Source organism: Microbacterium sp. GQ128, from assembly GCF_059758615.1.
This window is the reverse complement of sequence record NZ_JCAXDY010000003.1, coordinates 379025-392636: the sequence shown is the minus strand read 5'-3', so window position 1 is coordinate 392636 and position 13612 is coordinate 379025. Positions and strand designations below refer to the sequence as shown.

Here is a 13612-nt window from a genome sequence, read left to right as displayed (position 1 = left end):
CGGAATGACGCCGCCCGCGCGCGCAAACACTCAGACAGGCCACGGAGAGTGCGCATCGATAAGGCAGTATTGCCCTGTCGGTGAAGGCGAAGGGAACGCACGCTCCGACAAGCACGGCCACCCGCTCCCGATGAGAAGCGTCCTGCGCCACATGCAGGGCGCTCTCACACTTCCCGTCGGGTCGCGACCCAAGCGTCGGTGGCGGCGAACCGCTTGCCCCTGATACGGCCGCGCAGTACGGTCAGTCTCAGGGAGGCGTCGATGTTCATCGGTAGAGAACGCAAAGTCGAACTCGCGGTCGAGACACTCCTCGCGGGGACAAGCGTCGACATTGTCGGACCGCGCAGCAGCGGGCGAACTGCACTGCTCCACGAGCTGCAGCGCCGGCTGGAAGATCTGGGATGGGCCATCATGCGGGTGACCGGTATCGCATCCTTCCGCACACACCCTCTTGCAGCGCTCTCCATCGCGGGTCTCGGCAGCGCCAGCGGGCCCCGGCCGTTCTCAGCCATCGGCGAGGCATTGAGCGCGGTGACATCCATGGTCACGGGCCGGCCCGCTGTCATTATGTTGGACGACTGGGATGACCTCGACGAAAGCAGCTGGGGTGTCGCTCAGGCCGTCCGTCGTCTGTCCGGAACGCCTTTAGTCGTCTCCCGATTGGACGGCCTACGCGCACGACACACACCATCCGGGCTCGCGGCGTCGTCATTGGATCCGGCCTATATGGTGAAGCTCGATCCCCTCCCATTCGAAGTCATGGAACGAGTGCTCACCTCCCGGCTTGGCGCGCCCATCGAAATGACAACCACACAGGAAATCTTCGCGAAGTCCGGAGGCATTATCGGCCTGGCACTGAACATTGCCGACGCAGCCACTCGCGAAGGACGGATCGTGCGGTCTGAGGACGGCCGCTGGCATGCGACAAATACCCTGTGGGCTCCTGGTTTGCAGGGCGTCATCGAAGCGCATCTGGAGAATCTGGACGACGTATCCCGTGACGCCTTGGAGATCCTCGCACTTGTCGGCCTACCCGACTTCGATACGGCGCGCGAACTCATCCCCGCCGAGACCCTCGAATTGCTCGAGGAGCGCGGCCTGGTGAACGTCACCGCGCACGGCCTACGTCAGCTCGTCACAGTGACGCCTCCTCTAATTGTGGACTACGTCCGCAACGTTCCGTTCGCGGCCCGCCACATCCGTCTTCTTGACGTTATCTCGGAACGTGTAGGGAAGAACGACCCGCTCTCCATCGTTGCCGCCGCAGCGAGCGCGGGCGCTGCCGTCCATGAGGGTCAGAGTGCGACCTTGAGCCGGTTGTTGCAAGAACGCCTGCGCAGTCAGAGCATCATCACGAGGCAAGCGTGGGTGCGCGACCCCAGTCCGGGACCAGCGGTCCGCCATCTTCGTGCCTTAATGCACTCCACCGCCCCGCGGGAGGAGATCGTTGCGACGCTTGAGCAAACGGACCTCGCCGACGGTACCCCCTCCGACCGCACGAGTTTCCTTGTCACCCGCGCGAAATGGCTTGCGTACGCGGAAGGCGATCCTGATGGGGCGCGAGAACTACTCGCGCATCCGGCGACAGACGAAGAAGCAGCCATATTCGCGGCGGCGCGCGTGGTGATCGACGCGAGCATGTCCACCATTCCGGAGGCAATGCCGCCGGTTTCTGCGGAAACCACGGAAGCGAAGCTCGCCGTCTCTGAAGCAGAAATGTATCTCGCCGTCATCCACGGTGAGTTCACCGTCGCGCACCGTGTATTCCGTCGCATCGAACAACTCCGACCGGAGGAACCCCACCACGCCGCGGGTGTGTTGCTCGCGTACGCCCTCGTTGGGGAAGGACGAGTCGGCGAGGCGCTAGAGGTCACCGAGCGGGGGATGCTGAACGCGCTGGACCGCCTGGACCTGGATGCCGTCCGCGCATACGGTTCGGCGTACGCGCTCACCCAAGCATTCGTCGGCGACCTGACCGAAGTGGAGCGGGTGCTCGGCATCCTCCTCGCCACCGGCGACTCGTACTCCCTGCCGCGCGGCCACCACATCTCCGTCCTCAACCTCGCCGCAGTCGCCGCCTATCGTCGAGGGGACGTAGCACTTGGCGGGCGGTACACCAGCGAGTTGGAGCATCTGGAATCGGCAGACGGCGCGCTCCCCGCGCAGGCAGCGAGTTGGGCGCGCGCGGAACGAGAGACCGCAGATGGTGATCTCGACGCTTCGGCTGAGATCCTCTGGAAGTCCGCGAACACGCTCTGGGAGCGTGGCGCCCGCTTCTCCGCAGCTCTTGCCTACATCGCCAGCCTCGCCGCCGCCCCCGCTGCCGATAGGTACGCGTTCGCACATCCTCGCCTAGACCTCGTTGAGGGCGCTTTCCTCCGCGCGGGCGATGAATATGCGCTTGCTCTGGTGAAACAGGACCCGCATCTGCTCCGGGACGCCGCCCGGCAGCTTCATGAGAGCGGCCGAATCAGTTATGCGATCTCTGCATTCCGTCGCGCGGGAGAGCTCTTCGGTGATGCAGGCCTGGTTGACGACGCGCGTCACTCCCGTGAGGAGGAGGAACGGCTGCTTGCCAGCACTAGTGGTCGCATGTACGACACGGCGCGTTTCAGCGCGGGAGCGCTGTCGCTATCGTCACGGGAGCGGGAGGTGGCACGTCTCGCCGCAGACGGGATGACGAACGCGGAGATCTCCGCGCTTCTCGTGATCAGCACCCGCACCGTCGAAAGTCACATGCACCGCGTTCTTCGCAAACTGGGTCTCGACAGCCGCACCCAACTCCCCCGGGTGGCGCCCCTCCTACGCGACCGTACGTAAGCGGCCGCACGAACATGAGGGCGTATTCCGCCTGCGTGTCCCACTTACGACCGCAACACATCGCTGTTCTCCGGAGCGTATGGTCCTCATGATGCGGTGCATAAGGCTTGCCACTGTCCTAACGCTCAGCACGAGACGGGAAGCGAGTTCACAGTTGGAGAGACCTCCCGGGAGCGGTTTCGCCACTTTGAGTTCCCGACCGCTGGCTGACCAAAGGGAGAAGCGGGCGGAAGGGGTACACGGCTGGGGGACCTGCATCCGTGCCTCCCGCTCCAGCGCAGGTCTCGGGACGGCTGATGCGCAGGCGTGACGGCGGGAGCCTCTGCCCATCGTCGCGCCGCGCGGAGAGTGAGCGCGGGTGCCGCAGCTACACGGCGGGCGTTGCCGCGAGCAAGGTGACCAGAATGGTCCGGTTTGGCGCCTGGTATGCGACGATGTCGCCTGTAAGACCACCGTTCACTGCGGGTCCGAGTGGTGAAGCAGGGGGGGTACGGAGCGCGTCCTGAACGAATGGTCGATCTCCGAGGACGACCTGCGTGGGAATCGGGTCCTCCTCGAACAACGCCGTGACAAGCATGCCCGGCTCGATCACACCGTCGTTACCCTTGCCCTCGACGTCAGCGCTACAAATAAGTGACCGGCACGAGGCCACCCGCGCACCATCGGACATCGAAAGTCGATCACTGCGGGCCGCGAGCTCGTCGGCCGCCTGCTGGTGTGGCGCGAGCCGCCGGCGGCACTCAAACAATGGAGTCGGTGATCATCCGTTCTCTTGTGACGGCGGCGTCATCTAAGTGTCCATCGAGCGGCGGTCCGACACGACGGCCCAACCAACGACGGGATCTGTGCTGTCAGCGTGCGGGTTGGGCCTCTACGGGTGCGAGCCCGACAAATCTCATTCGATCCTCGCCGTAGTAACACGTCTGCGGCGCGAGGTCTCCGTGCAGCCCTGTGAGCTCCTCGGCGGTAGCCCACCGTTTACGGGTGTCCCGCGCTTCCATCACGACGTATGTGGTCTCGAGTCCGTCCACCCGCACGAGCTGCCCGACCTGCCACGAGTAGATGATGTCGCCCCCGCAGTTGTTGTGCGCAGCGAAGACAGGAATCGTGTCACCGCCTCGGTACGAGGTCATCTCGGAGAACGACCCGTCGCATGCGTCGAGGAGCTCCAACCCACCTTCCTTACCGAGACGAACGCTCGGGGGTTCGGCGGTAGTCGCGTCTTCAACCGCGATCGCTGCGGAGCGCAGAACCCCATAGGCTTTCTCAAGGATCTCCGGTTGCGCCACCTGAACGCAGGCCAACACGACGCCGAGTGCCATCAGACCGATGCCGAGGCTGGTCAGCAACCACCTCCCCAGGGGTCGGCCTCTACGTGGATGAGGTTTCACAGGCACCAGTTGAGCAGGTGCCACGCTTCGACTGAGCCGGATGGGCACAAATGCGGGGCACAGACCTGCCGCACAGGTACTGTAGCGGCAGCGGTGCGTGGGACGAGTCGCTGTATACGTATAATGCGGATCCGCCCACGGGCGTCTTCGCACCGCACGTATCCCGCTCGTCATCGGTGGAAGCCCCCGGCAGAACGCGATAGAGATCGAGAAGGATGCGGCTGGAACGCAGGGGCGCTCCGAGCCAATCCCATCCCCGGTGAACTCGCGTTACGCGCGAGCCCGCCCAGAAGCTCGGCTGTTGTTCGGAGTGCTCTGAGCGCCTCGACGTGGCATGAGCACCAACGCACCGACGGCCAGGAGAGAGAGCCCATATGCGACAGCCCACCATGGGAACCCTGCGCTACCGGTTTCACCGCCTGCGGTTCGATCCGTCTCAGGCAGAGGAACTCTAGAGCCCCTCACGAGCAGCCGGTGGCTGTTCACGCTGATTGGCGTGCATGTGATGAGAGTGACATAGTCACCCTCACGGGTGATCCTAAGTGAAGAGATATCGTCAGGTTTGACTACGAGTATCTCTTCCACCTGGTAGCGCAGGCGCTCGCCGAGAGTACTCAGTTCGAAATAATCTCCGACCTCAAGCTGATCCAGCTCCGTGAACATCATGGCGTTGGTCAGGCCTGAATGAGCAGTGATGACTGCGTGTGTCCCGGCTCCTCCGACCGGGACGGAGGAGCCCGTGAGATGGCCGGCACCTTCAAGGAGGGTAGCTGCGTCAACACCATGATAGATGGGGAGGTCAAGGTGAATGGCCGGGATCGACAGGTGCGAGATCACTTCTGTGCCCTCGACCCTGAGAGTGCCATCGTAGGCGCTGTCCTCAGTCGGGTTGCCCTGTGCCGGGGCTGCGAAAGGATCCCGGAGTAGTCCGAGAGGGAGAGAAGCGTTATAGGCTTTCGCGTCATCGCGGAGTCGCTGCAGTTTATCAATGGGCGTCGAGTCGACGGACGACGCGTAAGTACCAAGGGTGCCCGCCTGTGCCTGAGCGGTGAGCCAGGTGCTGCCCAACGGATAAAACAAGATGCTGACCCCCAGAAGCGCCCCGAGAACGAGGGGTAGGCGCCGGAGCGCCTCGCGGCGGCGGTGTGCTCGTGTTGTGTTCTTGCGGAACTGCGTCTGAGTCATTCATTTAGTCCGGTCATCAGGAATGTGTCGTCGCGGGGTGCGTGAGCGAGGGAGCAGACCCGCTCACGCACCTACGGGACTTCTACTCGTTAGGAGCGAGTTCGGTTCCATCCATCGCCGTGCGGCGCTGACGAACGAGGATCAGCGTGATCCCGAGAAGAATCGCAGCGCCCGCACCACCAACGAAGAACGGGTTGATCTCGACTCCGGTGAAGGGCAACGTGAACCCGCCGTTGTGGGGCGTGTTCACGACCTTAATGACGCCCTGGTCCGCAGGCGCAACCACTTCCACATATATCGGCTCAGCGAGGAGCTCATACCCTGCCGGGGCCTTCGACTCAATCACCCAGTACGGCCGCCAGCCCGGATCCCCCTCCGCCACGGCGGCGCCGTTCGCCCAACCGGTCTGACGCAGACCTGCGAGCTCGACCTGGCCGTTTGCATCCGTCGTGAACGTCGTCACACCGCCCATAGCGATTGGGTTTCGCAGCGCCAGAGCATCTTCCTTCGACAGGAAGACCTGGAAGTCAGCGCCGGCGAGCGGAGCATCCTCTTCGTCCACCTTGAGAATGCTAATCTTGCCCCACTTCGTCGACACCGGGGGCGTCACGATGCCCGCCCCTGCTCGCACCATGGCGGGAGCCGGTCCATTCAGGTAGACCTCGGCGTAGTTCTCGATGTTTCCGTCTCCGATGGCGTTCACCGTCGTAGGGATGACGAGTTGAACCTGGGCAGCCGGGAAAGCTTTCTTCGCCTGCGCAATCTTGACCAGACCAGTGGACGTGAACTCCGCCGTGACCACTGTCCTCCCCGCAACGATGGCCGAGCCGACCGTGAAGTCGGCGGCACTCAAATCAAAGCCCGGAGCGTTGATCACTGAGACTACGGCGTTGTTGGTCGGGTTATACGACAGGCGCTCCTCAAGCGGGTCCACGATCCTGTACCCGCTGATCGGGTCGATGCCGGGGATGTCAGCCCGGATGGTCCACGCCACTCGATCTCCGATAGAGATCGATGGCAGATCCTCCACCGTCTTCGTGACGCCGAGGACCTGGTTCTTTGGGTACACGTGAACGTTGTACATCCAAGTGTCGCGGTCATCGGGGTCCGTCATAGGAACCGTGATCAGAAATGGCTGGGCGGGCACGACGTCTGCGGGGTACCTCGTTTCCGTGACGAGGTACACGCCCAGCGGGAGCTCATCCGCGACGGCCAGCCCCTCATCATCGGTGGTCGCGGTGACGACGTGGTCCTTGTCTAGCCCGACTGCTTGCAGCGCGTCGAGGCCATCCAGTGCTTTCCACCCTGCATTGGTCGTGAGATCATAGGCTTTCAACTTTGCAAATGTGAACGTCACGCCTTGTAGCGGCTCCAGCCCCGTCGTGTCTATGAGTTTGCCGCTGCTTTGCACGTCGCCGGGTCCGGTCACGGGGGTCTTGAACTTGTGGACGCTTACGGAGCCCTTCTGCTCTGGATTCACCGGAATCGTCGGGTCAGCGGATGCAGAGGCTACTGCACCGCCAAGTATCAGGGCGCTGAGAGCCGCTGCTGCAGCTAGCCCGCGCACAAGCACCGATAGCGGTCGTATGGACATGTGCTTTCCTTTCACCCGCCCACCCTGTGATGGGGATGGGCGCGACGGTGAGTGCATAGATATATGAGTGGCCAGCGTTCGTCTGGCCGAGTGGCTAGTGGACGGTAGGACTAGCTGTTGGCGGCATCGATTACGCAGCACCCGCGGCGAATGCCCTGCAACATGGCGGGGCGATGTCGTGAGGCTTGGGTGAAGGTGCGTGAGTGAGGATGTCCCCACTCACGCACCTTCTGGGTGTTACTCGGACTCGACTGCGACGAGCTCGGCCGTGTGAGAAGCCTTCCGACGCTGACGCATAACCATCAGTGCGACTCCAAGGAGCAGCACCCCGCCAGCACCGTAAACGACGAGCGGGTGGACTTCAGTTCCCGTGAACGGCAGGACGAAGCCGCCGTTGTGGGGGACGTTCACCACGGTCTCATCGATGGTGATGTCTGCATCGAGGACCTCGATGTAGAGCGGCTCGGCGAGCAGCTCGAACCCGTCGGGCGCCTTGGTCTCAACAACCCAGTAGGGCTGCCATCCGGCATCGCCCTCAGCTACGGCAGCGCCGTTCGCCCAGTTGGTCTGACGGAGACCGGAGATCGTCACCACGCCGTTTGCGTCGGTGACGAAGGTAGCCTTGCCGCCCACCGTCAGCGGGTTCGTCTTTGCGCGGGCATCCGCTTCCGTCAGGAAGATCTGGAACTCGGCTCCCGAGAGCTTCGCGCCCTTGTCGTCAACCTTGAGGATGTCGATGTTTCCCCACTTGGTTTCCTCCGTGGGAGGGGCAACGGGTCCGCCCGGCTGACCGGGCTGGATGACGAAGCTGGGCAGGTTCGGGTAGATCAGGGCGGAGTTCAGGATCTCTCCGTCACCAACGGTGTTGACGGTGGTCGGAATCACGAGCTGCACCTGCGCGGAAGGGAATGCCTTCTTCGCTGCGGCAACCTTGACAAGACCAGCGGCCGTGAGCTGTCCGGTAACGACGGTCTTTCCGCCGACCGATGCCGTGCCGACGGTGTAGTCTGCGGCGACCAGGTCGAAGCCCGTGGCGTTAACCAGCGACATCGTTGCCGGGTTGGCAGAGGTGTAGGTCAGGCGGGCGTCGAGCGGGTCGACAATCTTGTAGCCGTCGAGAACGGTGCCACCGGGGATGTCGCCGCGGATCGTCCAGGTCACGGGATCGCCAACCTTCACGGCCGACGCGTCAACCACGGTCTTCGTGGAGCCGAGAACCTGGTTCTTCGGGTACACGTGAACGTCGTACATCCACTTGTTGAGCGACTCAGGATCGGTCATCGGGATGGTGATGAGGAACGGCTGGGAGGGAACCACATTGGCGGGATACCCAGTCTCAGTGACGAGATAAACGCCAAGCGGAAGCGAGCTCGCGACCGCGAGACCCGAGGCGGTGGTCGTCACCGTTACAGCGGGTGCCTTCGGTTTGGTGGCGGCAACCGCCGGCGTGAGACCGCTGAGCGACTCCCAGCCGGCGTTTGTGGTCAGGTCGTACTCGGTCAGCTTCGCAAGGGTGAACGTGATCCCTCCGAGCGGCTCGAGGCCGGTCGTGTCCATCAACTTTCCGGTACTCTCGACCCCCGGGCCAGCCGGCGGAGTCTTGAACTTGTGGATGGCAACGGAACCCTTGAGGTTCGGATCTACTGGGATTGTCGGCGCGTCGGGCGCGGCCATTGCACCGGCAGCACCACCGAGCACCAGGGCGCTGGCAGCCGCTACTGCGGCCATCCCGCGCACGAGCACCTTGATCGGTCGTACGGACATGATTTTTCCTTTCATATGCCCGCGGAGATCGCGGGAGTTGTGACACCGAGAGACGGGTGTCGTTCGAAGCCTGTTGGCTTCGGGCTTAGGGGGCTCGCTTACGGGTGATGCGCCACGCGGCGGTCGACGCCAGGAAGACAGAGCCGATGAGGAACCAGAACAGCGATTGCGTCTCAGCCGCTCCGGTGAAAGGGAGCGTGATCGCGCGGTCATCAGTCACGATGATGCGGTTGCCATCGAAGACGATGGCCTGAGGGTTTTGTTCTTGCAAACCGATGTCGACGTTGCGATCCGCGTCGAGTGTGAAAGGGACGGGTTGGGCGAGAAGTGTGTGCCCGTCCGGCGCGGTCATCTCCGCAAGGAGGTACGGCGTGGAGGGTTTCAGCCCGTCGACCGCCACCATCCCGGGAAAGACTTTGGGATCCGCTTGGATCGAAAGTTCCCATTCGGGGTGCGCTGCAGCAACGGCGCTATATGGCCGCAGCGCATCGGGGTGAACGCGATAGGTGACGCCCGGGATGGGTCGGGATTGCGGGTTTAGTTGAATCGGGAGGCCGGCGAACGGGAATACCAGGAAGGAGGAACCTGTAAGCGTGTCGCCCGCGTCGTTGACTTTGAGCACCTCAATCGGCAGGGTCTTGTTGCTTACGATGATGACTGGGCCGTCGAGGCTCACCCTGTCCGAGCTCGCTGGGTCGCTGAGGGTTACTAAGCCGTCAGCATGCAACGTGAATCTCACGTCTTCGTGCAGCCGTTCGTACCCTGAAGGTGCCTGAACTTCGCGCAACCAATAGGTGCCCGGTGTAAGGTCCGATTGCGTGAACAGCCCCGAAGGGGATTCCGCCATGTTTCCGAGACCGCATTCCGGCGGGAGCCACCAACGGTCTTCGCACACTTGGAAAACGGCGCCCGCGAGGGATTTTCCGCTCTCGTCAACCTTCCTTACGGCGAGGGCCGCGGCGTCGACCTCGTTTGTCGCCACCACAGCAATCGGGGTCGGGCTGCTCAGCACCGGAATGCTCAGCTGAACGCCACGCTCAACGGCTGCTGCCGGCTGCCCGTCCACCGTGAACGACACATCACCCCACGAACTTGCGGGACTGGACAAGCTGGGCATGGCGGTATCAGCGCGCTCAGTCACGGTGCACTCAGCACCCACCGGAATCTGGGGGGAGGGAGCTGCACGCCCAACACTTGTGTAGACCACTCCGGTGATCGCTGGCTGGTGTGGGAGCACGCAGGTGTAGTCGAAGGCGAACAGAGCGTTCGGGTCATTGAGAACCGGCTCTACGATCCCATCGCCGATGTCCAGAGCTTTCTCCACAGTGAACGAGCCAGTTGTGTAGACATTCGTGACGGTGCAAGTCACCTGGTCTCCGAGTGCGAGCCGAACTGTGTCTGCGGTCGGCATCACCGGATCACTCGATACGTGGCCAGTAGATCTACACTTCCAACCGACCTGGACATACCCGTTGGCTTGCCCGGTTTCCGTAAGGCGGTAATCACCGGGCTTCAACGTCGCGCTGCTGACACCGGACGGGCCAGTGAGCGATGTTGTCCCGGAGCTCGTCGCGGACAGTGTCCAATCCGAGGGCGAGGCGGCGCCTCCTGCAACTTCCTTAATCAGGGTCAGCGCCGCAGTCGTGTCGTGGCGGTTGGTGAAAGTGCACAAGATCGGAACCGCTTGGAGGGTCGACGCGGTCGGAACAGACGCAATGCTTACCTTCCGCGCGGCAGCGTCGTACGACGCTCCTGTGAGTGCGGCACCTGTGCCGTCCACGCACGAGACCGAAATGAACTTCCATGCGCCCGTCGGCGGGTTCTCTTGGAAGGAGACACTGGAGCCGGAACTAATCGTCCGCGGTCCGACGGACTCGCCGCTCTTGAGGGTGAACTGGTTGGTCGGTGTCGTCCACGCCGAGCTCGCTTCGGAACTGGTCGCGGTGAACGAGAACGCGTCGGCAGGTGCCGCGGCTCCTTCCACCTTCTTGGTTATCGTGACGGGCCGCTCTTGCTCGAGGATCCCGTACACGCAGATTTTGGTTAGCTGCGCTTCAAGAGTCACGTGCTCGGATAGGTCCTGTCCCGACGGTTTCGTCGGGCAGGGAACGGCTTCGGTATCCGCGTTCGTCCCATTGACGACGGTGTTAGCGGCACCCACCTGTGAGTGGAAGATTCGCAGCGTGTAGGGCATGCCGCCCGATGTGACGGAGTAGGTGCTCGTGATGTCGAAGGTCAGGCGGTCCGGGCACGGGGATGTGCCGGGCGCTGTGAAGCACGATGCGCCCGTGAGACTGTTCTGTGTTTCGATGAGCCGCCACGACAGCGGAACGGTCATGTTGTTGAGGGCGGGAATCGTGTACCGCGCTGTGCCCATCAGATACGTGGCGGATTCGTTCCGTTCCGAATAGACCGGGTTGTTGGTGTGACTGATCGCCCCTAGGACGAAGGGCGTCCCGACGACCGCAGACGTAGGTGCCCCGCCGATGACACCGATCTTGCTCTGCAGGTAGTGCATGCTGGTTGTCCCGCCTCCGCACAGCCCGGTGGCGAAGACAGCGCCATGGCTGACTCGGTACCACTGGGCGCCTGCCTTGTTCTCGGGCTCGGTGGTCGCACTTCCCAGCCAGTTGGTCCCCAGGCACTCGGTCGCCCCTCTGGGCCGCGTGGTCCAGTTCGAGTAAGCGAACGTCACCGAGTTGTGGTGCGCCTTCAGCGTTCCGAGGGGAACCGTGGCCGGGGCCGCATCAGCGCTCGGCTCCTCGGCATCTACAGCCGAAGATGCAGGTGCCCCACCAGCAATCACGAAGCAGAGCAGAATCAGAGTGACCGCAAGAGAGCGGCGCGCCCACGTCAGGTCAGCGCCGTCCCGAGGGCAGGCGCTAATCGATTCGAGTACACGGGTCACATCGGAAGTGTCGGCCCGGTCTGCTTGACGTAAGTACGAACGCGTCGATTAGCGGTACCAGCCTCCGGGACTTAGGTACCTGTGGCCAGCTTCGAACTGACTCTCTCTTTTGCGCACACCTCGACGCGCCCGCCATGCCGTGGCGCCCCACCAGTCCGCAACTCAACGATCCGCCCTGCGGACAGCTGCTCCGGTCCAATGCTTATGCGTGAAGGTTCGACTGCTTGTGCACGGACGGCGGGCGTGCTCGCCCAGCCGCTCGTCGTGCCGCAATACGCTGGACCAATCATGCGTTAGAGAAAGCTCGGTCCCACGTGTGCCCGTAAGTTGTGACTCAGTCCTGCCTTGCAGAACCGTCGCGGCGCCCGGGGTGGCACTCATAGAGTGCGTGGGGCGCGGCACGACCGCACCTGCATTCCGTACAGTCGTTCCGCGGGCTGCGGGCTGGGTGGTGGGTGGTAGGTGCTGGGCGCAGCTTCATGAGCCGTCCGCAACGTTCGAGCTGAAAACTTGAAAGGTTCATGGCCACGGCACCCAACATGTCGCGCCGCTGTACCCAAGCGGAGGAACGCATCACGGTTTTTTCGCCTAGGAACGCTCCTCCAAGCGACGGTGTGCGGTCATGCTGGTTTGGTGCAGAGCGGCAGGCGCTCGTGCGATGAATATCAAGGGACGCGAGCCCCGCTCTCTACTTCTCGGCATCAGATGATGTGCCAAGTGTGGCCACTGTGCGCTCTGCTCGAGTACCGATGAATTCCCCGACCCCCCTGACAGAAAGTGTCACTCCGCGCATGCTCGAGCCATCTCCCTCCTCCCATCCCTCACTGTCCGCTCACGCGTTCGCATACCTCAGTGAGGCCATCCTGTCCGGCGAGTTCCCGCCGGGCACCCTCCTGAGAGATCGAAGCGTCGCGCAGCGATTGGGCTACTCCCGAAGTCCCATCCGTGAAGCGCTGTTGCGCCTCGAAGCCGCTGGCCTTGTTGAGATTTCGCGGTCAAGGTACACGCGTGTGACCGACATCCCAGCCGCAGACGTGCCTGCGATTCTCGCCTACGCCGGGCGACTCGTATCGGCAGCCCTGCGAGAGGCGCTCCCCAACCTCAGCCGAGACGCTAGGTACCACCTCGCTCGGGCTGCGGAAAGCATCGCCACGTCTGCTCCCGCACCGGCACTCGCTGGCAGCGTGGGTTACTTCATAGAAGGGGTCTCGGATACCGTCAGCAACCGGCTGCAGCGTTCCCACCTATTAGAAGCCCGACTCGGCGCGCAACACGCGTTACGCGGTGCGCACGCGTCCTTTGCAGGCGAGGCCCCCTCGTCAAGGGTTGTCAACGACGTAGCCACGGCACTCAGCTCTGGTGAGGTTTTGGAAATCGAGGCCGCAACACAGCTTCTGTTCGAGTTGGTTGCTCAGACTCATGCGCGAACCGTCGTGCCTCCGATGAGTCATAGGCACACCGTCAGCGCTCTCTCGTGAACACACGCCACCGCCGAGGATTTCGCTTGGTGCTTTTCTCCGCCCTCCTTTGCACCCTCAGCGGGTGTACCGGGCTCACGAACGACGACTCGTCCTTCACTGTGCCCTCCCTGTCGCCCGCCCCCGCTTTCGACGGCCCGCAATCTGCGCTGTACACGGAAGCCTGGAATGACTCCAGCGACCGGTGGGTGCACCGTGTGCTGTTCGACGAAGCAGTAACCGACGGTGAGTTCACTGAAGGTGCCAACCAGTTCACCGCTTGCATGGCCGCCTACGGCGCGGTCGTAACCACCTTCACTTCGGACGACTATGCCGTGGAATGGCCCACCGGGAAGGCCCCGTCGATTGGAGGCGTCAGCGAAGAAGACATGTGCCTCGTCGAGAGCGGAATGTACTGGGTGGCTCCGCTGGCGGAGAAAAAGCAAGATTGACGTGCGAGCGTGCACGCCCGCAGAGCCAGCTCGCACCGAGC

Annotated in this window: 8 protein-coding genes; 3 read left to right on the top strand and 5 right to left on the bottom strand. The window is 63.1% G+C overall.

Annotated elements, in window-relative coordinates; all coding sequences use genetic code 11:
- The first annotated feature begins 261 nt into the window (after positions 1-261).
- Entirely contained in the window at positions 262-2820 is a 2559-nt protein-coding gene (locus AC6CHX_RS11995) for a helix-turn-helix transcriptional regulator (protein ID WP_498273001.1), read from the top strand.
- An 851-nt stretch (positions 2821-3671) separates the two neighbouring features.
- On the opposite strand, the gene AC6CHX_RS11990 is transcribed toward AC6CHX_RS11995, so the two are convergent.
- The 5 genes from AC6CHX_RS11990 to AC6CHX_RS11970 all read right to left on the bottom strand — a co-directional run bounded on the left by AC6CHX_RS11990 (position 3672) and on the right by AC6CHX_RS11970 (position 11662).
- On the bottom strand, positions 3672-4169 hold the full coding sequence (locus AC6CHX_RS11990; RefSeq protein ID WP_498273000.1) for a hypothetical protein: 498 nt from the start codon (positions 4167-4169) through the stop codon (positions 3672-3674).
- A gap of 312 nt (positions 4170-4481) precedes the next feature.
- The gene (locus AC6CHX_RS11985; protein WP_498272999.1) at positions 4482-5396 is read right to left on the bottom strand and encodes a class C sortase; all 915 of its coding nucleotides are present in this window, start codon (positions 5394-5396) and stop codon (positions 4482-4484) included.
- 82 nt (positions 5397-5478) lie between these two features.
- A complete protein-coding gene (locus tag AC6CHX_RS11980; protein WP_498272998.1) occupies positions 5479-6990 on the bottom strand; it encodes a SpaH/EbpB family LPXTG-anchored major pilin in 1512 nt (503 codons plus the stop codon).
- Positions 6991-7227: 237 nt separating this feature from the next.
- Positions 7228-8754, bottom strand: coding sequence for a SpaH/EbpB family LPXTG-anchored major pilin (locus AC6CHX_RS11975; protein ID WP_498272997.1), 1527 nt, complete (start codon positions 8752-8754; stop codon positions 7228-7230).
- A gap of 85 nt (positions 8755-8839) precedes the next feature.
- Positions 8840-11662, bottom strand: coding sequence for a SpaA isopeptide-forming pilin-related protein (locus AC6CHX_RS11970; protein WP_498272996.1), 2823 nt, complete (start codon positions 11660-11662; stop codon positions 8840-8842).
- A 749-nt stretch (positions 11663-12411) separates the two neighbouring features.
- Between AC6CHX_RS11970 and AC6CHX_RS11965 the strand changes: the two genes are divergently transcribed.
- A complete protein-coding gene (locus AC6CHX_RS11965) occupies positions 12412-13140 on the top strand; it encodes a GntR family transcriptional regulator (RefSeq protein WP_498272995.1) in 729 nt (242 codons plus the stop codon).
- Between the two features lie 26 nt (positions 13141-13166).
- Positions 13167-13571, top strand: a complete 405-nt coding sequence (locus AC6CHX_RS11960; RefSeq protein ID WP_498272994.1) for a hypothetical protein — start codon at positions 13167-13169, stop codon at positions 13569-13571.
- Positions 13572-13612 lie beyond the last annotated feature (41 nt).

What these genes read in the sequence shown, in the direction of transcription:
- AC6CHX_RS11980 (WP_498272998.1), bottom strand. Translation starts at nt 6,990, where the DNA reads ATGTCCATACGACCGCTATCGGTGCTTGTGCGCGGGCTAGCTGCAGCA.
- AC6CHX_RS11995 (WP_498273001.1), top strand. Translation starts at nt 262, where the DNA reads ATGTTCATCGGTAGAGAACGCAAAGTCGAACTCGCGGTCGAGACACTC.
- AC6CHX_RS11965 (WP_498272995.1), top strand. Translation starts at nt 12,412, where the DNA reads ATGAATTCCCCGACCCCCCTGACAGAAAGTGTCACTCCGCGCATGCTC.
- AC6CHX_RS11975 (WP_498272997.1), bottom strand. Translation starts at nt 8,754, where the DNA reads ATGTCCGTACGACCGATCAAGGTGCTCGTGCGCGGGATGGCCGCAGTA.
- AC6CHX_RS11985 (WP_498272999.1), bottom strand. Translation starts at nt 5,396, where the DNA reads ATGACTCAGACGCAGTTCCGCAAGAACACAACACGAGCACACCGCCGC.